Annotated in this window: 18 protein-coding genes; 4 read left to right on the top strand and 14 right to left on the bottom strand. The window is 41.2% G+C overall.

Going from position 1 to position 19,210, the window contains the following annotated elements:
* Positions 1-26: 26 nt before the first annotated feature.
* From nusB to glyA, 7 genes are all read right to left on the bottom strand, one after another.
* On the bottom strand, positions 27-437 hold the full coding sequence (gene nusB, locus NFU46_RS18320) for a transcription antitermination factor NusB (protein WP_054552571.1): 411 nt from the start codon (positions 435-437) through the stop codon (positions 27-29).
* A gap of 15 nt (positions 438-452) precedes the next feature.
* Positions 453-917: a 6,7-dimethyl-8-ribityllumazine synthase gene (gene ribE, locus NFU46_RS18315; RefSeq protein ID WP_054562661.1), complete on the bottom strand. Its 465-nt coding sequence runs from the start codon at positions 915-917 to the stop codon at positions 453-455.
* A gap of 105 nt (positions 918-1,022) precedes the next feature.
* The gene (gene ribBA, locus NFU46_RS18310) at positions 1,023-2,138 is read right to left on the bottom strand and encodes a bifunctional 3,4-dihydroxy-2-butanone-4-phosphate synthase/GTP cyclohydrolase II (protein ID WP_175080281.1); all 1,116 of its coding nucleotides are present in this window, start codon (positions 2,136-2,138) and stop codon (positions 1,023-1,025) included.
* Positions 2,139-2,180: 42 nt separating this feature from the next.
* Entirely contained in the window at positions 2,181-2,834 is a 654-nt protein-coding gene (locus tag NFU46_RS18305; protein ID WP_054562663.1) for a riboflavin synthase, read from the bottom strand.
* Between the two features lie 4 nt (positions 2,835-2,838).
* A complete protein-coding gene (gene ribD, locus NFU46_RS18300) occupies positions 2,839-3,978 on the bottom strand; it encodes a bifunctional diaminohydroxyphosphoribosylaminopyrimidine deaminase/5-amino-6-(5-phosphoribosylamino)uracil reductase RibD (RefSeq protein ID WP_251603871.1) in 1,140 nt (379 codons plus the stop codon).
* Between the two features lie 2 nt (positions 3,979-3,980).
* Positions 3,981-4,430 (bottom strand): transcriptional regulator NrdR, encoded by a 450-nt coding sequence (gene nrdR, locus NFU46_RS18295; RefSeq protein ID WP_054552576.1) that lies wholly within the window; start codon positions 4,428-4,430, stop codon positions 3,981-3,983.
* 108 nt (positions 4,431-4,538) lie between these two features.
* Entirely contained in the window at positions 4,539-5,795 is a 1,257-nt protein-coding gene (gene glyA, locus NFU46_RS18290) for a serine hydroxymethyltransferase (protein ID WP_054562665.1), read from the bottom strand.
* 291 nt (positions 5,796-6,086) lie between these two features.
* On the opposite strand from glyA, the gene NFU46_RS18285 reads away from it, so the two are divergent.
* The gene (locus tag NFU46_RS18285; RefSeq protein WP_251603867.1) at positions 6,087-6,455 is read left to right on the top strand and encodes a hypothetical protein; all 369 of its coding nucleotides are present in this window, start codon (positions 6,087-6,089) and stop codon (positions 6,453-6,455) included.
* A gap of 56 nt (positions 6,456-6,511) precedes the next feature.
* Here NFU46_RS18285 and thrC read toward each other — a convergent pair whose 3' ends face one another.
* The 4 genes from thrC to NFU46_RS18265 form a co-directional block, all read right to left on the bottom strand.
* Entirely contained in the window at positions 6,512-7,795 is a 1,284-nt protein-coding gene (thrC, locus tag NFU46_RS18280; RefSeq protein WP_062566081.1) for a threonine synthase, read from the bottom strand.
* An 18-nt stretch (positions 7,796-7,813) separates the two neighbouring features.
* Complete coding sequence (gene thrB, locus NFU46_RS18275; RefSeq protein WP_058586208.1) at positions 7,814-8,740, bottom strand: homoserine kinase; 927 nt, start codon at positions 8,738-8,740, stop codon at positions 7,814-7,816.
* A gap of 9 nt (positions 8,741-8,749) precedes the next feature.
* Complete coding sequence (thrA, locus tag NFU46_RS18270) at positions 8,750-11,167, bottom strand: bifunctional aspartate kinase/homoserine dehydrogenase I (protein WP_251603864.1); 2,418 nt, start codon at positions 11,165-11,167, stop codon at positions 8,750-8,752.
* Between the two features lie 227 nt (positions 11,168-11,394).
* Positions 11,395-11,769, bottom strand: coding sequence for a response regulator (locus NFU46_RS18265; protein ID WP_054562669.1), 375 nt, complete (start codon positions 11,767-11,769; stop codon positions 11,395-11,397).
* Between the two features lie 236 nt (positions 11,770-12,005).
* Between NFU46_RS18265 and NFU46_RS18260 the strand changes: the two genes are divergently transcribed.
* Both NFU46_RS18260 and rdgC read left to right on the top strand, forming a co-directional pair.
* Complete coding sequence (locus tag NFU46_RS18260; protein ID WP_054562670.1) at positions 12,006-13,769, top strand: sensor histidine kinase; 1,764 nt, start codon at positions 12,006-12,008, stop codon at positions 13,767-13,769.
* A 90-nt stretch (positions 13,770-13,859) separates the two neighbouring features.
* Positions 13,860-14,768, top strand: coding sequence for a recombination-associated protein RdgC (gene rdgC / locus NFU46_RS18255; RefSeq protein WP_054552583.1), 909 nt, complete (start codon positions 13,860-13,862; stop codon positions 14,766-14,768).
* A 58-nt stretch (positions 14,769-14,826) separates the two neighbouring features.
* Here rdgC and NFU46_RS18250 read toward each other — a convergent pair whose 3' ends face one another.
* Positions 14,827-15,669 carry an HDOD domain-containing protein gene (locus NFU46_RS18250; RefSeq protein ID WP_062566084.1) on the bottom strand — a complete coding sequence of 281 codons (843 nt, stop codon included), beginning with the start codon at positions 15,667-15,669 and terminating at the stop codon, positions 14,827-14,829.
* A gap of 531 nt (positions 15,670-16,200) precedes the next feature.
* On the opposite strand from NFU46_RS18250, the gene NFU46_RS18245 reads away from it, so the two are divergent.
* Positions 16,201-17,901, top strand: coding sequence for a dipeptidyl-peptidase 3 family protein (locus NFU46_RS18245; RefSeq protein ID WP_062566085.1), 1,701 nt, complete (start codon positions 16,201-16,203; stop codon positions 17,899-17,901).
* A gap of 72 nt (positions 17,902-17,973) precedes the next feature.
* Here NFU46_RS18245 and NFU46_RS18240 read toward each other — a convergent pair whose 3' ends face one another.
* Positions 17,974-18,723 carry an ABC transporter substrate-binding protein gene (locus NFU46_RS18240; RefSeq protein WP_251603861.1) on the bottom strand — a complete coding sequence of 250 codons (750 nt, stop codon included), beginning with the start codon at positions 18,721-18,723 and terminating at the stop codon, positions 17,974-17,976.
* Between the two features lie 63 nt (positions 18,724-18,786).
* Positions 18,787-19,191: an HIT domain-containing protein gene (locus NFU46_RS18235; RefSeq protein WP_054562674.1), complete on the bottom strand. Its 405-nt coding sequence runs from the start codon at positions 19,189-19,191 to the stop codon at positions 18,787-18,789.
* Between the last annotated feature and the right edge of the window lie 19 nt (positions 19,192-19,210).

Here is a 19,210-nt window from a genome sequence, read left to right as displayed (position 1 = left end):
AAGCCGGCTCTCCTTTACGGGGCTACTTACTTACGCAGTTCTTTCACTGCTTTATCAAGTACACCGTTGACAAACTTATGGCTGTCTTCAGCACCAAACATTTTAGCAAGCTCAATGCCTTCATTGATTGCCACTTTGTAAGGTACGTCTTCACGGAATTTCAGCTCATAGCCAGACAGACGTAAAATTGCTTTTTCGACCATGTCTAACTCATCAGCTGGGCGTGCTAAATGTGGAGCAACGATTTCATCTAATTGCTTACAGTTAACAACAACACCGCGTGCTAGGTCTTTGAAATATTCGACGTCGATCTTAGTCACATCATTTTCAATTAACATTTGCTGTTCAATATCAGCAATTGGGTTACCGCTTAACTGCCAAGAGTATACGGCTTGAAGTGCTAAGATACGTGCTTTACGTCTTGCTGCTGGTTTCACAGAGATTCCTTAAACTTAAATTTTGTCTAACACATTAACCATTTCAAGCGCACCTAAAGCAGCTTCGCCGCCTTTGTTACCCATTTTGGTACCTGCGCGCTCAATTGCTTGCTCAATGCTTTCAGTGGTTAATACGCCAAATGCAACCGGGATATCATACTCAAGAGATACTTGCGCAAGACCTTTGTTTGATTCGCCAGCGACTAAATCAAAGTGTGGTGTACCACCTCTGATCACTACGCCTAAAGCGATGATTGCATCGTGTTCTTTCTTTGCCGCAACGCGTTTCGCTGCTAAAGGTAATTCAACGGCACCTGGTACGTAAACAACTGTAATGTCGTCTTCAGATACGCCACCTGTGCGCTTAAGCTCATCAACAGCACCTGCTAATAGGCTGCTACCAATAAAGTCATTAAAGCGAGAAATGACAATGGCAAATTTTTTGCCCGGTGCGTATTTGTTACCTTCAATAATTTTCATTTAATAACCCTAAAAAATAAGTTTAAGCGGTTGCGATTGCGCAAAAATTACGGCGCATAATACCACAAAAATATAAAAGTAGCCTAGTAAATCTGTTTTCCCTAACTAAGACTGTGGCTCAACATAGTCAACCACTTCTAAGTGGAAACCAGATAACGCATGGTACTTCTTAGGACGGCTCATTAAGCGCATCTTTTCAATACCTAAATCAGCCAAAATTTGCGAGCCCACACCCACAGTACGCGATGTACCTTGGAATTTACGATGACTCACATTTTCGCCAGCATCTTCAGCGGCAAAGGCTTTAACGGTTGCTTCTAGGTCTTCTGTTGACTCTTGTTTACCCAAGATAACCAGCACACCGTTGTGCTCAGCGATATAAGCCATAGCATCTGATAAGCCCCAGCTACGATCAGCACTTCTATCTGATAATAGAATATCGTTAAAGGTACTTTGTAAGTGAACACGTACTAACGTTGGTTCATCTTTCGATACTTCACCTTTTTGTAAAACATAGTGAAGCTGACCATCAATGGTGTCTTTGTAGGTCACTAAATCAAACTCACCGTGATCTGTTGGCAGTTTACATTTAGCAACGCGCTCAATGGTGGTTTCGTTTAGGTTTCGGTATTCGATTAAATCTGCAATGGTGCCAATCTTTAAGTCATGCTCTTTAGCAAATACTTCAAGATCAGGGCGACGCGCCATGGTGCCATCTGGGTTTAAGATTTCAACAATCACAGATGAAGGCTCAAGACCTGCTAAACGCGCTAAATCACAACCCGCTTCAGTATGACCTGCACGTGTTAAAACGCCACCAGGCTGCGCCATAATTGGAAAAATATGCCCTGGCTGTACGATATCGCTCGGCACGGCACCTTTAGCGATTGCAGCTTGAACGGTACGGGCGCGGTCGGCCGCTGAAATACCTGTAGTTACACCTTTCGCCGCTTCAATCGACATTGTGAAGTTAGTTGAAAAAGCAGCACCGTTATTTTTCACCATAAGTGGTAATTCTAACTGCTGACAACGCTCTTGTGTCATTGTTAAACAAATTAAACCACGGCCATGTGTTGCCATAAAGTTGATAGCATCAGCACTAATGTGCTCTGCTGCGATAATTAAATCGCCTTCATTTTCTCGGTCTTCATCGTCCATTAAAATAACCATTTTACCGGCTTTAATGTCATCGATAATTTCTTGCGCGCTGTGTAAATTCATAATGTGCCCATGAGAGTATGATTAATAGTGACGTATCTGTGCTTATTTAATAAAGCCAGCTTGTGCTAGCAAGCTCATTGATATGTCTGAACGGGAAGGTTGTTCAGCCCCTTTAATTAGGCGCTCTAAATAGCGAGCAATCTGGTCAACTTCTAAGTTCACCTGAGTCCCCACCTGAAATTCTGCAATCGTTGTTTGCTCTGCAGTATGCGGAACAATCGTCAGCTTAAAGCGATTTTGCTCAACCTCGTTAACGGTTAAGCTAATGCCATCAATACACACCGAACCTTTGTACGGAATGTACTTCATTAAATCATTGTCTGTGCTTAACCAGTACTCGGTTGCACGAGCATTGGGACTAATACTTTCGACAGTCGCAATACCATCAACATGCCCTGACACTAAGTGCCCACCTAAGCGAGAAACCGGTTGCATGGCTTTTTCAAGGTTAACTGTTTGACCTTTTTTATAATGTGCAAACCCAGTTAAGCTAATTGTTTCGTTTGATAAGTCAGCACTAAAACCATCGCTATGTTTAGCGACAACCGTTAAACACACACCATTGGTGGCAATACTGTCACCGAGCTTGACGTCTTTCATATCCAAATTAGGGCTTTGAATACGAATAGCTAGATCACCTTGCTTTTGTGTTAGTTCAACAATTTTACCTGTTGCTTCAATAATTCCAGTAAACATAGTGCTACTCTTTATTTTCAATGTCTGTGGCTTGCTTTGCTTTTATCGCTGTTAAGCGAATATCATCGCCAATCATCACTGTATCAGTAAAGGTCAGTTCAGTGATATCACTCATCATGGTGACTTCTGCAAAGTTTAGTAAGCTTTTGCCCATATCACCTATTAACTTAGGGGCAATATAAACAATGTATTCGTCAATTAAATCTTGCTCTGCGAACACACCAGCAAGGGTTGCACCCGCTTCGAGCCAAATATGATTAAATTGTAGTTCAGCAAGACGCTTTAAAACCGCCGATAAATCAACTTTATTGTTAATTGCTGGTACTACTTCGTGTTTAACAAAGTGAGGCCATTTGGTGTGATTATCAAGCGAAGTGGTAAAAATTATCACCGGGCTCTCGATGCTGAATAACGCAAGCTCAGGCGTTAACCTGTTTTGTGAGTCAATAATGATTCGGGTTGGTTGGCGCAAAGGCAACGATGTTGGCATGGTAAATGGCAACTCACCAACACGAACATTAAGTTTGGCATTATCAGTAATAACGGTGTCTGCACCGGTTAAGATAGCACAGCTTTGTGCACGAAATGCTTGCACATCTTGGCGCGCTTTAGGGCCTGTTATCCATTTACTTTGGCCGTTATTTAGCGCGGTTTTACCATCTAAACTACATGCCATTTTACAAGTCACATATGGCAATCCAGTTTCCATACGCTTTAAAAAGCCCTTATTTAAATCGCGCGCTTGTTGTTCAAGTAAACCTGATGCAACGCTAATACCTGCGTCGGCTAAAATTTGTAGGCCGCGACCACTCACCGCAGGGTTTGGGTCAACCATAGCGGCAATCACCTTGCTTACACCCGCGGCTTTTAAACCTTCGGCACAAGGTGGAGTACGTCCATAATGACTACAAGGCTCTAAAGTCACATAGGCAGTGGCTCCTTTCGCGTTGTCGCCAGCTACAGCCAAGGCATTCACTTCAGCATGGCCCTGCCCTGCTAATTGATGAAACCCTTCACCGACTATTTCGCCATCTTTAACCAAAACACAGCCAACATTCGGGTTTGGCGTCGTAGTAAAACGACCTTGTTTAGCCAGCTCAATGGCACGCGCCATGTAAGCCGTATCAAGCTCTGTAAACGACATGATTAATCACCTAAACGAGCGATTTCTTCACCAAACTCGCGAATATCTTCAAATGAACGATAAACCGATGCAAAACGCACATAGGCCACTTTGTCGAGTTTCTTCAGTGACTCCATGATGCACTCGCCAATTAAATGGCTAGAGATTTCACGCTCACCTGTAGCACGAAGTTGAGATTTAATGATGTTAACGACTTCGTCGACCTGCTCAGTGCTCACTGGGCGTTTCTCTAAAGCGCGATGCAAGCCATTCAGTAACTTGTCTTCATTGAATGGTTCGCGGCTACCGTCTTGCTTGATGACTCTTGGCATCACAAGTTCAGCGCCTTCAAAGGTGGTAAAGCGCTCATGGCATTCGTTACATTCACGTCGACGTCTCACTTGGTGACCACCGCCAACAAGTCGAGAATCAATTACTTTAGTATCTTTTGCGGTGCAAAAAGGGCAATGCATAGGGTTCAACTTCCGTTTATAAAAAACAAAAAAAAGCCGCTTAGTAAGCGGCCTTTATAATAGCAAAAAACAACGCTATTGTTATCTTAATTACGGTTTAACCAGTAATTAAGCGTAAACTGGTAATTTTTTACAGATAGCTTTAACTTTCTCTTTTACTTCTGCTTGTACAGACTCATCGTTGATGTTGTCTAGTACGTCACAGATCCAGCCTGCAAGCTCTTTTGACTCAGCTTCTTTGAAACCACGGCGAGTAATAGCCGGAGAACCAATACGAAGACCAGACGTTACAAACGGTGAACGTGGGTCGTTTGGTACTGAGTTTTTATTAACAGTGATGTTTGCATTACCTAGTGCAGCGTCAGCATCTTTACCTGTGATATCTTTATCGATTAGGTCAAGAAGGAATAAGTGGTTGTCTGTTTTACCAGAAACAACTTTATAGCCACGCTCTTGCAGTACTTCAACCATTGCTTGTGCGTTCTTAACAACTTGTGCTTGGTACGCTTTGAATTCTGGCTGTAATGCTTCTTTGAAAGCAACCGCTTTAGCAGCGATGATGTGGCATAAAGGACCACCTTGACCACCAGGGAAAACAGCGCTGTTTAGCTTTTTGTAGATCTCTTCATCACCACATGCAGAAACGATTAGACCGCCACGAGGACCTGCTAATGTTTTGTGAGTTGTTGTTGTAACAACGTGTGCGTGAGGGATTGGGCTTGGATATACACCCGCTGCGATAAGACCAGCAACGTGAGCCATATCTACGAATAAGTATGCACCTACTTTATCAGCGATTTCACGGAATTTAGCCCAGTCAACAACGCCTGAGTATGCAGAGAAACCAGCGATGATCATTTTTGGCTTGTGCTCTAATGCAAGTGCTTCAACTTGAGCGTAATCAATTTCGCCTGTTTCATCGTTTAGGCCGTATTGAATTGCATTGTACGTTTTACCAGAAAAGTTAACGTGTGAACCGTGAGTTAAGTGACCACCATGAGCTAAGCTCATACCTAGTACTGTATCGTGTGGCTGAAGAAGTGCTTGGAAAACAGCTGCGTTTGCTTGTGAACCCGCATGTGGTTGAACGTTAGCGTAATCTGTGCCGAATAATTCGTTTGCACGGTCAATAGCTAGTTGCTCAACAACGTCAACATGCTCACAACCGCCATAGTAACGTTTGCCTGGGTAACCTTCAGCATATTTGTTGGTAAGCTGAGAACCCTGCGCTTCAAGTACGCGTGGGCTACAGTAGTTTTCAGACGCGATCAGTTCGATGTGCTCTTCTTGACGAGCCGTCTCTTTATTGATGGCTGCAAATAACTCTGGATCGAAATCCGAAATATTCATGCTACGTTCTAACATGGGGTCTCCTAAGGCAACGTGTATGGTGTTTTTTAAAGGCTGTATTGTACGCTTAAAACGCACTTTTGCCTATCTTGTAAAGATGAACATATTTAAACAGGGATTGAATTTATTTCACAGTGTTTTAATAATGATATTTTTTTATTGATACATAACAAAAATTTATAAATTTAAAATATTTCATAGATATTTAAAATGTCACTTAAACAAAAAATCGCTCTGTTAAATTGCGTTTTTATTAGGGCAAACTAAGCTTATATAACTAGTCAATATCAAGGATGGTATAAGTACATGTTAGCTAAACCAATATACGAATTAGTCCCCTACGGATACTTTTTTCTCGGCATCAGTTGTATCACATTAGCCAATAATTATGTGCCTACATTAATCGGTGTAATCTTATTTTTATTAGGTGCTAACATTTGGCGGATGCGTTCTGAAGCCAGAAGAACCGATCATTCAAGCCAGCGAGTCAAGCAAAGAAAACGTCGCTATTACTATGAATTTAAACCTTTTATCATTTTTATTTCGGCATTCACCTTGATGCAATGGACGCAAAATGAACTCGTTTCGGTGATCAGTATTTTGCTGTGTATCTCGGCAGGGGTCATTCTAGGCATGCGGATTTTAAACCGTCATAGCCATTCGTTACTTCATTGAGGGCTTTATTAAAAGACAGCATAAAAAAGAGCGGCTTAGCCGCTCTATAATCAAGGTTATGCTAATTTATTTAACAGCTCAGTTCGAAGCAATTGATAATCAAACTTAATATCTTCGGCCAAACACTCATTTGCTAGCGCATCAGCAAGTGGTTTCGGCATAGGCAGTTCGATATCTAAAATTTCTTCTACACTGTCTTTAAATTTAGCTGGGTGTGCAGTCGCTAAAAAGATACCTGCACTGCCATCTGCTAGATTTTCTTTCAATCCTTGATAAGCAATTGCAGTATGAGGCTCTGCGATGTAACCCGTTTGATGAATTTTTTTCATCACCTCTTTTGTTTCTTCTTCACCAACACAGCTTGAATAAAAGTCATCATAGCTAAACCATTTGTTATCCAACATAAACTGAACACGTGGCCAGTTATTCGGTTTACTCACATCCATAGCGTTCGATAACGATTCAAGCGTGTCATTCGGTGCCCACTCTTTGCTTTGTAAGAAACGTGGAACAGTGTCGTTTTGGTTAGTTGTAGCACTTAGTTTCGCTACTGGCATACCAAGCACAGCACCGATCATCGCAGCGCACACATTACCAAAGTTACCACTTGGTACTGAGATATGCGCTTTACTACGCTGCTCTTTAGGTAATTGGGCAATGGCTTCAAAGTAATAGCAAACCTGTGCAACTAAACGACTGATGTTGATTGAATTAGCAGAATTTAGACCTAGCTTTTGTTTAACTTCATCGTCTAAGAAAGCTTGCTTTACCATGCTTTGGCAATCATCAAAGCTACCATCAACAGCATAGCAATGAATGTTATTGCCTAACGTTGTAAATAGCTTTTGCTGCGCTAATGAAATTTTACCTTTCGGGTATAAGATCACGACATCGATATTTGGCTTATTATAAAATGCATGAGCAACCGCAGCCCCTGTGTCGCCCGATGTTGCCGTTAAAATAGTGACTTTTTCGCCTTGGTTAAATTGAGCAAGACACTCAGCCATAAAACGGCCACCAAAGTCTTTAAACGCAAGTGTTGGACCATGAAATAGCTCTAAGCAATAAATATCTTTTTCTACTTCAACCAGTTTCACATCAAAGTTAAAGGCATTTTGTACCATCTGTGCAACGGTATCGGCAGGTAGTTCATCGCCAATTAGGTGCGATAAAATCTTGCTGCTTCGGCTAACAAAGTCTAAATCAAGTAACGCATCAATGTCTTGAATTGGCGTTAGGCTTTCAGGGAAGAACACCCCTTGGTTACGCCCTAACCCCGTTTTTACCGCTTCAACAAACGACACCTGTTGTGTTTCATCTTTTAAATTATGTAATTGCATGTTTATTCCTTAAAATCTTTAAAGCTGTCGTGTGCCAAGCTGATCAAGTTTACAGATATGGCTGAAACCTTGTTCATTTACGTAATTATCATTCAGCCAAGCTGCACACTTTTGAGCAGCTTCAAGACTCTTACACACGGTAAATAATGTTGGGCCAGCACCAGAAATACTGACAATCTCTGCGCCAAGCTCTGGCAAGGCACTTTTAGCTTCAGCAAAACCTTGGATTAATGGTGCGCGATGTGGCTCAGCGATTTCATCTGTCATAATTGATAACGCAGCATCAAAGCGACCAGTAAGCAGTAAGCTGCTAAATGCAGACAGTCGCTGTGCAAACTCAACACTGTCGTGCATTGATAATTGCGTTGGCAATACCGAACGCGCTTTTGCAGTATTCAGTGAAAAACCTGGAAAAGCCGCTACGTAATACCATTGATTATCAACGGGTAACGAAATTGACTTGTTCGGAATCAGTTCACCAGTTAATTGCAAGCCACCTAAATAACAGGGTGTGATGTTATCGTAATGACGGCCGCCACTAACAATGGCTTCAAAATCAGCCATCAACTCGATAAGTTGCTCTTGAGATAAGTTGGTTTCGGCAAATTTATCAAGGGCAGCAAATGCTGCCACCACAGAACAAGCACTTGAACCTAAACCTGAGCCAATTGGTAGGTTCTTTTTAAGCTCAAGTTTTACCGCTGGCATAGCCGGCGCAACGTGTTCTTTAAAATGAATTAAACATTGATAAGCCAAGTTTTCTTCAGCATTAGCAGGCAGTTTATGGGCATAGTCGCCAGAGCATACAAAAGTATCTTGCTCAGCGGCACTCACCTCTACAACATCACCTAATAACGTACCATCGATAGGTGCCAGCGCGGCACCTAGTGCATCAAAGCCGACAGCAAAATTCCCGATTGAAGCGGGTGCATATACACGGATCATGACCAGCTCCTAACGTGTTAACGTTTTTAAGATATCAGCAAATACGCCTGCAGCCGTTACTTCAGCACCTGCGCCATAACCACGAATCACAAACGGACGTGGTTGATAATATTGACTTAAGATTGCCAATGCATTTTCACCATCACGGATATCGTAAAGAGCATGGCTACTATCTACGGCTTCAATGCCTACTTTACATTGACCGTTTTCAATAGTGCCCACATAACGAAGTACTTTACCTTCACTTGCAGCGCTTTGAATGCGGTCGTTAAACTGTGCATCAAGAGATGGTAGTTTTGCCATGAAATCTGCTACAGAATCATCTTCAGCAAACCCTTTTGGTAAAACTGATTCAACTTCAATATCGCTAAGTTCTAACTCAAGACCCGACTCACGAGCAATGATCAGTAGTTTTCGGGCAACATCAGTGCCTGATAAATCATCACGCGGATCTGGTTCTGTAAATCCACTTTCTTTTGCTTTTAATGTTGCTTCGCTAAGTGATAAACCATCTTGCAGTGCACCAAACATATACGATAATGAACCCGATAAGATACCGCTGAACTTAATAAGCTCATCACCGGCACCAAATAATGATTTCAAGTTATCAAGAACCGGCAGGCCTGCACCTACGTTTGTTTCGTATAAAAACTTACGGTTATTCTTTTGTGTTGCTGCTACTAAATCTTGGTAGTAAGCATATGAGCTAGTATTGGCTTTTTTGTTTGCCGCAACCACATGGAAACCGGCATTCAAGAAATCAACATATTGCGCAGCAAGCTTATCGGCTGAGCTACAATCTACAATCACAGGGTTAATTAAATGGTTTTGTTTAACAAATTGCTCAACCAGATTTAAATCAAATGCCTGCTCTGACTCGGCTAGTTTGTCTTGCCAGCCATCAAAAGCAATACCTTCGCTATCTAGATAAAGCTGTCTTGAGTTAGCAACACCGTACAAGTTCAGCTTGATGTTACGTTTTTCAAGCCATGCTTGCTGACGCTCTAACTGCTGAATAAGCTCTTGGCCCACTAAGCCACAGCCAAGCAAAAACACATCGATTGAAGGAATGTGAGTAAAGAAGTTCTCATGGCACACTTTTACTGCGTCGTTGCATAGTTCACCGTCGATAACCGCTGAAATGGCGCTTTCAGTCGAATCTTGTGCAATAGCAACAATGTTAACCTGCGCTTGAGCTAATGAAGCAAAGAACTTAGCCGCTAAACCTTTGTGCGCACGCATGTTATCGCCAACTAGAGTAACAATCGCAAGGTTACGCTGTACTTGTACTGGTTCGATTAAACCGGCTTGTGATTCTAATTCGAAAGCAGTTTGTAATGCTTCTAAAGCAAGAGATAGGTCACTCTCATGCACACAGAAACTGATGCTAAATTCACACGAAGATTGAGTGATTAGTACAATTGAAACATTGTCGTGCGCCAGTGCATTAAATACTTTTGACGCCATGCCAACTTTACCTTTCATGCCTGGGCCAGACACCGTTAACATAGCGAGGTTTTGTAAACTTGATAACGCTTTAACTGGATCGTTCGACACACTGTCATTACTGATCACTGAACCTTCTGCACGTGGGTTATGAGTATTTTTGATCTCGCACGGCACGCCTGCTTTAGCACAAGGTAAAATCGTTTTCGGGTGCAATACTTTCGCACCAAAGTAAGACAGCTCCATTGCTTCTTTATAAGATAACGAATCAACCTTAGATGCTTTTTTGATATAACGCGGGTCAGCATTGTAAACACCGTCAACATCAGTCCAGATCTGGCATACATCAGCTTCTAGGCATGCTGCTGCAATGGCTGCTGAGTAATCTGAACCATTACGACCAAGTGTTGTTAGCTCACCTTGCTCATTGGCAGCAGTGAAACCCGGCATGATATAAATTGTGCTCGGTGCCGCTTTTAATGCTGCTTGAAAACGTAACTTACTTGCATTCAAGTCAGCTTCAGCATCAATGTAGCCACCCACTGAAGCTATACAATCTGTCGCTTCTAAATAACGAGCATTACTGTCTTTAAGCATACACTCCATCAAGGCAACACTTACGCGCTCACCAAAACTGATTGCATAAGCACGTACTTGGTCTGGGCAACACTTTAAAAGTGCAACACCATCTAGTTTATTCTTAAGCTCGCTCAGATCAGGCCAATTTGCTGTCTGACCAAAGTCAGCTTCGACAGCAGCTTTTAGTTGTTCACAGCGTGCAACCAAAGCTTGCCATAACTCACTAAAATCTTGCCCCTGCTCAGCAGCGCTTGCTAATGCTACTAATGAATCTGTCATGCCACCCGGCGCTGACAGCACTAACAACATTTCATCGCGTAATTCTTCTTTGACTAACTGAGCTACCTGTTGCAAACATGCGTAGTCGGCCAAGGACGACCCACCAAATTTTAATACTCGCATTATTTATGTTTCCTCATTCCATAAACGAAAAAGGCCTGTGTTCTAGTGAACACAGGCCTATAATTTTGTTGCACCGACCTATGCCACTATCCCGTAAGGATGATGGTTGTAATAATAATGGTCGTTGTGTGATTAAATGTTTTCATAGACTGTAGACTGCCTTAAATGTAGCCAGCCTGTCAACCCTTAAAGAAAAGATAAATTATGCGTTTGTGTTATATAAAAGATTAGTGAATACCAAATTTATGCAAAGTTGCTTTTAGTCGCACAAGATCTATCGGTTTATCAATGAAGTCAATAGCACCCAATTTTACTACTCTTTGTTTCATTTCAGCCTGAATATCAGCCGAAATCACTATAACAAAGCACTCTATTTTCTCTGCTTTGATTGTTTCGAGCACTGCAACACCATCCAATTCTGGCATGGTTAAATCTAAGCACAATAGATCAAAGTTTTGCTCGCGCAATAAGGCAAGAGCTTCGCGGCCATTAGTGGCTTGTTGAACATCTGCATCCAAGCAATCCCCTAAACAGCGTACTACCTGCTTTCGGGCAATATTTGAATCATCACAGACCAGTACTGAAAAATTAGGATTATTCATGAAATAAAAATCTTCGCTGTAGCAAATACAACATCAAAAAAGGCTAAATTAAAGATGGAATAAATTTATAACACACTTTTTCAAGCGCAGTAAGGGCAAGTTTTTTCAAAATTTACTAACAATTTAGAAATGTTCCAGTAAAAAAGGATATATTTATTTCTTTTTAACCATTTATTAGCTAACTTTAGAACTAGCTGAATGTATTACAATTGTCACCAAGGAGCTATGGATATTCCATGCTACAAAAAAGCCTGTCCAAAGAATTATTAACAAATGTACTCTCAGTCTACTTTTTACTTACTTTTGTAGTGACCTGTGGACAAGTTATTGCTGAGTACGTTAATACCAAAGATTATATTCGCGACGAGTTAACGACTTTACAAAAAACATTTAGCCGTAGTTTAACCCGCGCTATTTGGGAACTGAACGATAAACAAACCATCACCACGGCTGAGGGCTTACTGGCAATCCCTATGATCGAGGGTATTATTGTGCGTGATGATAGCGGCGAGGTACTCTCTCAGTTAGGTCGCTCGTTAGATATTCACGAGCTATACAGTCAACAGTTAGTGCAAGAAGAAGCGATTATCGAAGATACGCCATCAGGCTTATTCGGTTACACATTCCCACTCATTTTTGAATTTTCGGGTAAAACAACCCAAGTAGGTGATGTAACCCTGTTCTCAAGTCGTGAAGTGGTCTTTAGCCGCATCATGATTTCTATCTACTTTTTAATTGGTAATGCAATGATCAAAACCACCTTTTTGATCATTCTTTTCTTACTTGCATTTAGAAAGCGCTTAACCGAGCCATTGGCACAATTCACAGAACAAATTGAAGATCTTGAACTAAACGACCTAGAAGGCCGCCATATCGAGATCAAAACTGTTGAACACAACGAATTAAAAGTAATGGAAGAGTCTTTCAACCGCTTAATTGATAAGGTGGTACTTTACCGTGAAGAGCTCGAACATACGCAAAAAGAGCTTTTGATAAGCAACGAAAAGCTCGACCAACATAACTTACAGTTAGAGCAAGAAGTAGCGCGCAAAACATCAAACCTAAGCCAAGCGATGATGGACTTGCAGCAACAAAAATACGAGCTTGAAAAACAAAAGCTGACACTAACTGAAGAAATTGATTTACGTAAACAAACTGAACAAGAACTCATAACCAAGCAAACTGAGTTACAACGCTACCTTGATGAACTAAATATGGCGCAAGAACGCTTAGTTGGCTCAGAAAAAATGGCTGCTTTAGGTGGCTTAGTGGCGGGTATTACTCATGATGTAAACACTCCTATTGGGATTGGTGTTACCGCAACATCATTTTTACAAGAACGCTTGGACCAAATTGAAGCGGCATATAAAGAAAAAACCCTATCGCCAAAAGCGCTTGAAGAGTTTATTAATGACGCCAAGCAAAGTACTAGCCTACTGACTAGTAACCTAGACCGAGCTTCAGAGCTGGTTGCAAGCTTTAAGCAAATTGCAGTGGACCAAGCCAGTGAAGCCGTACGTACCATTAACTTTAAAGAGTATTTAGGTGAGGTGATCCGCTCACTCCATCCAAAGCTTAAGAAAACATCGCATCATATTAATTTAGATTGCCCTGATGATTTAACACTTAACCTGCCTGCGGGTGCGATTAGTCAAATTTTCACAAACTTGATTATGAACTCACTCATTCATGGTTTCGAAGGGATTGAAAGTGGCATCATTGATATTGTGATCAAAGAAGAAGATGACGAAGTCGTTATCGATTTTAAAGACAATGGTAATGGCGTATCAAAAGAGCAGTTAGAAAAGCTATTCGACCCATTCTTTACAACCAAGCGCGACCAAGGCGGCAGTGGCTTGGGCACACATATTACTTTTAACCTTGTTAAGCAAACCCTGAGTGGCGATATTGAGGTATCAAGCGAAGTCGGTAAAGGCTTGCACTACCATATTAGTTTTCCGAAAAACATGCCAAAGCCACTTTCAATGTTTAACTCATAAGCAATTAACGCTGATGCCGAAATGATTCATTTCGGCATCAGTTTTTTATTGCTATGATTGGGCAAATTTATTGAAAGGATTAGCCTAATTATGTGGTTTAGTAACCTTATCTGTTACCGTTTTAAACAAGACGTTTCATACTCTCAAGAAGACTTCGACAAAGCCCTAGAACAAGACTTGTTCCGCTCATGTACAGGCCAAGAGCTTTCAACTTTCGGTTGGACAAAAGCCTTTGGTAAACATGGTCAAACCCTATCTCATTTCTCTCAAGACAGCATTTTAGTATGTGCTAAACGTGAAGAAAAAGTACTGCCAGCTGCCGTTATCAACGAATTGGTTGCAGAGAAAGTAGAGCAAATCGAAGCTGAAGAAAACCGCCCAGTAAAGAAAAAAGAAAAAGACGAACTAAAAGAAAATATTCTGCACACTTTACTACCTCAAGCATTCAAAAAATCGAGCCTACAGTTTGCGTTTATTGATCAAAAGAATGGCTGGGTTGTGGTTAACAGCGCAAGCTTTAATAAAGCAGAAGAGCTTTTAGCCCTATTACGTAAATCACTTGGCACGTTACCTGTCGTACCTGCATTTGCGAATTACGATTTAGATGTATTTTTAACTGACTGGTTAACTAATTTCAGTACCCCTGAAGGCTTTTCTATCGGTAATGATGCAGAGCTTGAAGAAGCCGATGACAGTGGCGCTCAGGTTAAATTAAAAGGCCATGACTTATCATGCGACGAAGTAAAGTCACACTTAGAAAATGGTAAGCGCGTAACTAAGCTGGCTCTTGATTGGCAAGAACGCGTTAAGTTCATGCTACAAAACGATGGTTCAATTAAGCGTTTAAGCTACTCAGAAACATTAAAAGAAGAAAACGCCGACATTCCAAAAGAAGATATGGCGGTCAAACTTGATGCTGACTTTATCCTAGCGTCAGAAGAAATTAAGCAATTGCTAGAAGAGCTGACTCAAGGCTTAGGCGACGCAGAAGATTTATAAAATTAATCTGAGAGTTAATTAATTTAAAAGCGCGACTAAGTCGCGCTTTTTGTTAAAGTTATTCAGTAAAAATTGCTTTTACTTCATTAAGCATATCGTTATATTCATCGTCACTGAACATATCTAGTGATTCAATCACGCCTTTGTCCATGTAAGTTTGCAATGCCGCAGACTTATCAGACACCTGTAAGATGCCTTCTAAAATCGCGCCAATACGAATAAAATCAACATAGCAAATATGCTCTGGACGGTAGTTTGGATTTGCCCAGCTTTCAGCTACTTCTACAAACTCATCAGTAAAGCCCCAAGCACGCATAATTGCGCCACCTACTTTACCACCCAGCTTTTGAATGGCATGAGCAAGGAAACTTGGGTTTGCGAACACCTCGGGGTGCTTTTCAGCTTCTGTTAAAATAGGCAGTACGCCAATGTTATAAACCAATGCCGCTAAGGTAATTGTGTCGCGATTCAATGATGTATGCTTATTTCTGCGTAAGAAGAAATCCATCAAGGTAATTGAGTGACATGCTACTTTGAGGGTTTTCTGCCATGCCTTGTCCATATAGCCTTTGATAAGCTCATTATGCGATACAAACAGCTGCTCCATTGCCATTGCAGTTGCAATGTTCTTAATTTGACGTAGACCAATTCGTGTTACAGCTTGGTGTAGATTTGTAACTTTAACTGAGCGCCCCATAAATGCACTGTTGGCGACTTTGATCATTCGTGCTGATAATGCCGGATCATGAGAGATGACATCTGCCATATCCATCAAGTTTACCTCGGGGTTATCCGCGGCTTGCCTTACCTTCACTGCAACTTCTGGTAAGGTAGGTAACACTAAAGTGTCATTATTTATTCTGTCGACCAATATGGTCAGTAATGCATTTTCTGTTGACATATGTGTGCCATCCTCTTGGGTTAGCCCGCCTAAACAAAGACAGACTAATGACTGACATTATTAGATTAGTTATAGTTTTAGTATTGTCTAACTTAGCGCTAAAGTTAAGAAATTCACAGAAATTATCTATTTTTTATATTTTTTAACTAACTAGGGCGTGTTGACCTTTTGTGATTAATTTTGCAGCAGTGTGTTTGGTATTTAGGCAAGGCAGAGCCTATGTAGTGTGGTTGTTCCACATAAATAGGCGATAACGCAGCATCAATGCCAAACACGCGCTGCCCTTCAGGTTCTTCCTAGGGGCGATTAACTCTTTGTTGCTCGATTTTTACTTAGCCCACTAGGTTACAAATCTCGCGCCGCGATTAAATCGCCCCTAGAGTGAACAAATTTTAATCCACAAAGGTCAACACGCCCTAATAAATATTGCTTCTAGTGCTGTAAACTTGCCATATATATGTCAGGTTTGCTTTAATGCATAGACTTTTTGTTTTCTAAGCAATGACTCTCACTTTTTTAACGGGCAAAAAAATGACATTAAATAAAATTAGCCAAGCACTTATCTTATCAGGTGCTGTTTTCCTTGGTGCATGTTCTGACCAGCAAGCTACCACTTCTCAAACTAAGCCTGCTGCAGAGCAAACAAAGCAAACTACTGAACAAAACAACCCACAACTTATCAATGCTGAGAAAAGCCGCTTAGACATTTACACTGACTTTACGCTTACTTCTGATCTTAGCCACTTAAGCGATAACCAGAAGCAAATGATTGGCAAGTTAATCGATGCCTCAAAAATCATGGATGAGCTATTTTGGCGCCAAGCATTTGGTGAGAGCAAAGACGCTTTCTTAGCAAAAATTAATGATGAAAAAGTTCAGAAGTTTGCAGATATCAACTACGGCCCTTGGGATCGCTTAAACGGTGACCAAGTATTCTTGTCAGGCTATGAAGAAAAGCCTTTAGGCGCTGAATTTTACCCGAGCGATATCACAAAAGAAGAATTAAACAACGCAATCGTTGATGACAAAACCGGTCTTTACTCAGTGATCAAGCGCGATGAAAAAGGCCTTCTTTATAGCGTGGCTTACTCGGTTGAGTACGCACAAGAGCTAGAAAAAGCAGCTAATTTATTACGCGAAGCAAGTAAATTGGCTGATGATAAAGAATTTGCTAACTACCTAAGCATGCGCGCAGACGCACTAGTAAGTGATGACTTCCAACCATCTGATTTTGCGTGGATGGATATGAAAAATAACCCAATTGACGTGGTTATTGGCCCTATCGAAACCTATGAAGATCAATTATTTGGTTACCGTGCAGCGTATGAATCTTATGTATTAATTAAAGATTTAGCATGGAGCGAGCGTTTAGCTAAATTTGCCGCTTTCTTACCTGAGCTACAAAAAGGTTTACCTGTAGACGAAAAATACAAGCAAGAAGTCCCAGGCTCTGATGCTGACCTAAATGCTTATGATGTTGTTTATTACGCAGGCCACTCAAATGCAGGTAGTAAAACAATTGCTATCAACCTGCCAAATGATGAACAAGTTCAGCTAGAAAAAGGCACTCGACGTTTACAGCTTAAAAACGCAATGCGCGCTAAATTCGATAAAATCTTAGTGCCAATTTCAGAGCAGCTAATTGTTCCTGAGCAGCGTAAACACATTACCTTTGATGCTTTCTTCGCAAACACTATGTTCCACGAAGTAGCGCACGGTTTAGGTATTAAAAACACCATTACTGGTAAAGGAACTGTTCGCCAATCATTGCAAGAGCATGCAAGTGCCCTTGAAGAAGGTAAAGCGGATATCTTAGGTCTTTACATGGTTGAGCAATTACTTAAGAAAGGCGAGATCACTGACGGTACGTTAGAGGATTACTACATCACCTTTATGGCTGGTATCTTCCGCTCAGTGCGTTTTGGTGCATCAAGCGCACACGGTAAAGCGAACATGATCCGCTTTAACTTCTTCGCTGAAGAAGGTGCATTCTCTAAAAATGCTGACGGCTTATACAGCGTTAACATGGAGAAAATGAGCCAAGCAATGGAGAAACTATCTAACCTAATCCTTACTATTCAAGGTGACGGTGATTACCAAAAAGTTGATCAGCTAATCGCAACTCATGGCGACATCAAAGCTGAACTAGCTAAAGACTTAGAAAAACTAAGCCAAGCTAACATCCCTGTTGATGTTACTTTCAAACAAGGTAAAGAAGTATTAGGTCTTTAAGCCTTATTCTTCTCTAACAAAAAACGCTGCAATTGCAGCGTTTTTTGTTGCCTGAAATCGAGTAAAACACGACTAGTGTGCAACGAAGTTCAAACCATATTTGGAGTTTAGTTCTACAATATCCCCGTTGATCAGCATTTTTTGAAACTCGGCATTAAAAGCATCGATAAATTCATCGAGTTCGCGTTGTTTACTAAAGCCATAGTAGCCCTGATTAACCGTCACCGGCGGCGATAACATAATCACTTTATCTGCTATATCTAAACTGTCGATCACAGGCTTTGCAGCCCGAGGATGGGTAAGAATTAAGTCAACTCGGTTATGCATCAATTGTAAAAAGCTAGCCCGCACATTACCCACTTCAGATAGCGATAAATTTGCCTCGTTACGCTTAAATTCAGGACCATAGTTCCAACCTCGAATTGTACCAATAATATCTTTACGAAGGCTGGCAAAGTTTCCAACCCAAGTCACATCATTGTTCTTTTTGGTATATAAAACAATCGGGTCTTCGTAAAAGGGCAAGTCACTAAATTGCATATACTGCTGACGTATAATGGATTTGTAAGGACCAATAATGGCATCAGCCTGACCTTGCTCTACCATTTTTAGAGCGCGTTTTAGTGGCATGATATCAATTACCAACTCATGCCCTAAACGCCTGCAAATTTCGTGAGCAATATCGGCACCCAAGCCAACCACTGTGCCTTGTTGATCTTGCTCTAAAATGGCAGGAAAGTGGCTACCAACAAAGTAATAGCTTTTTGCAAAACAAGAAAAAGAGCTCAGAATAAGCAACACGGCAAACACTGTGTGTTTCATTTATTCCGTACCCCTTCGTGCATCATCCATTTAGCTTAGTCCAATCTTGCTAGAACAAACAGTTTAAAAATGCGCTTTTAATGCGGCAATTTGTTCGTCGCTATAAGGTACTGCTGGTAATTTACCCCAAATTGGTGTTGGCCAAGCTGCATCAGTTGTGAAACGCGCAATATGATGAACATGTAATTGCGGTACCATATTCCCTAGTGCAGCTACATTGAGTTTGTCTGGGTTGAACACCTGTTGTAATAGTTTACTCAGTTTGCCCGACTCTTGTAATAAGGTAATTTGTAGCTCTTCAGAAAGGTCGATAATCTCTTTAACGCCAGCAACTCTTGGCACTAAAATAAACCAAGGGTATTGGCTATCATTCATCAGCAATACTTTACACAGTGGCCAATCAGCAAGCTCAATGCAATCGCGTTGTAGTTCTGGGGCCAAAGAAAACGGCGTATCAGTATTTTTCATCAGTAAATCCTTTGATATT

This window comes from Pseudoalteromonas sp. NCCP-2140, from assembly GCF_023708065.1.
Taxonomy (GTDB): domain Bacteria; phylum Pseudomonadota; class Gammaproteobacteria; order Enterobacterales; family Alteromonadaceae; genus Pseudoalteromonas.
This window is presented reverse-complemented; position numbering and strand designations above follow the sequence as displayed.

What these genes read in the sequence shown, in the direction of transcription:
- nrdR (WP_054552576.1), bottom strand. Translation starts at nt 4,430, where the DNA reads ATGCATTGCCCTTTTTGCACCGCAAAAGATACTAAAGTAATTGATTCT.
- NFU46_RS18245 (WP_062566085.1), top strand. Translation starts at nt 16,201, where the DNA reads ATGACATTAAATAAAATTAGCCAAGCACTTATCTTATCAGGTGCTGTT.
- NFU46_RS18265 (WP_054562669.1), bottom strand. Translation starts at nt 11,769, where the DNA reads ATGAATAATCCTAATTTTTCAGTACTGGTCTGTGATGATTCAAATATT.
- ribBA (WP_175080281.1), bottom strand. Translation starts at nt 2,138, where the DNA reads ATGAATTTACACAGCGCGCAAGAAATTATCGATGACATTAAAGCCGGT.
- NFU46_RS18240 (WP_251603861.1), bottom strand. Translation starts at nt 18,723, where the DNA reads ATGAAACACACAGTGTTTGCCGTGTTGCTTATTCTGAGCTCTTTTTCT.
- NFU46_RS18285 (WP_251603867.1), top strand. Translation starts at nt 6,087, where the DNA reads ATGTTAGCTAAACCAATATACGAATTAGTCCCCTACGGATACTTTTTT.
- NFU46_RS18260 (WP_054562670.1), top strand. Translation starts at nt 12,006, where the DNA reads ATGCTACAAAAAAGCCTGTCCAAAGAATTATTAACAAATGTACTCTCA.
- thrC (WP_062566081.1), bottom strand. Translation starts at nt 7,795, where the DNA reads ATGCAATTACATAATTTAAAAGATGAAACACAACAGGTGTCGTTTGTT.
- NFU46_RS18235 (WP_054562674.1), bottom strand. Translation starts at nt 19,191, where the DNA reads ATGAAAAATACTGATACGCCGTTTTCTTTGGCCCCAGAACTACAACGC.
- rdgC (WP_054552583.1), top strand. Translation starts at nt 13,860, where the DNA reads ATGTGGTTTAGTAACCTTATCTGTTACCGTTTTAAACAAGACGTTTCA.
- glyA (WP_054562665.1), bottom strand. Translation starts at nt 5,795, where the DNA reads ATGTTAGAACGTAGCATGAATATTTCGGATTTCGATCCAGAGTTATTT.
- thrB (WP_058586208.1), bottom strand. Translation starts at nt 8,740, where the DNA reads ATGATCCGTGTATATGCACCCGCTTCAATCGGGAATTTTGCTGTCGGC.
- thrA (WP_251603864.1), bottom strand. Translation starts at nt 11,167, where the DNA reads ATGCGAGTATTAAAATTTGGTGGGTCGTCCTTGGCCGACTACGCATGT.
- ribE (WP_054562661.1), bottom strand. Translation starts at nt 917, where the DNA reads ATGAAAATTATTGAAGGTAACAAATACGCACCGGGCAAAAAATTTGCC.
- NFU46_RS18250 (WP_062566084.1), bottom strand. Translation starts at nt 15,669, where the DNA reads ATGTCAACAGAAAATGCATTACTGACCATATTGGTCGACAGAATAAAT.
- NFU46_RS18305 (WP_054562663.1), bottom strand. Translation starts at nt 2,834, where the DNA reads ATGTTTACTGGAATTATTGAAGCAACAGGTAAAATTGTTGAACTAACA.
- ribD (WP_251603871.1), bottom strand. Translation starts at nt 3,978, where the DNA reads ATGTCGTTTACAGAGCTTGATACGGCTTACATGGCGCGTGCCATTGAG.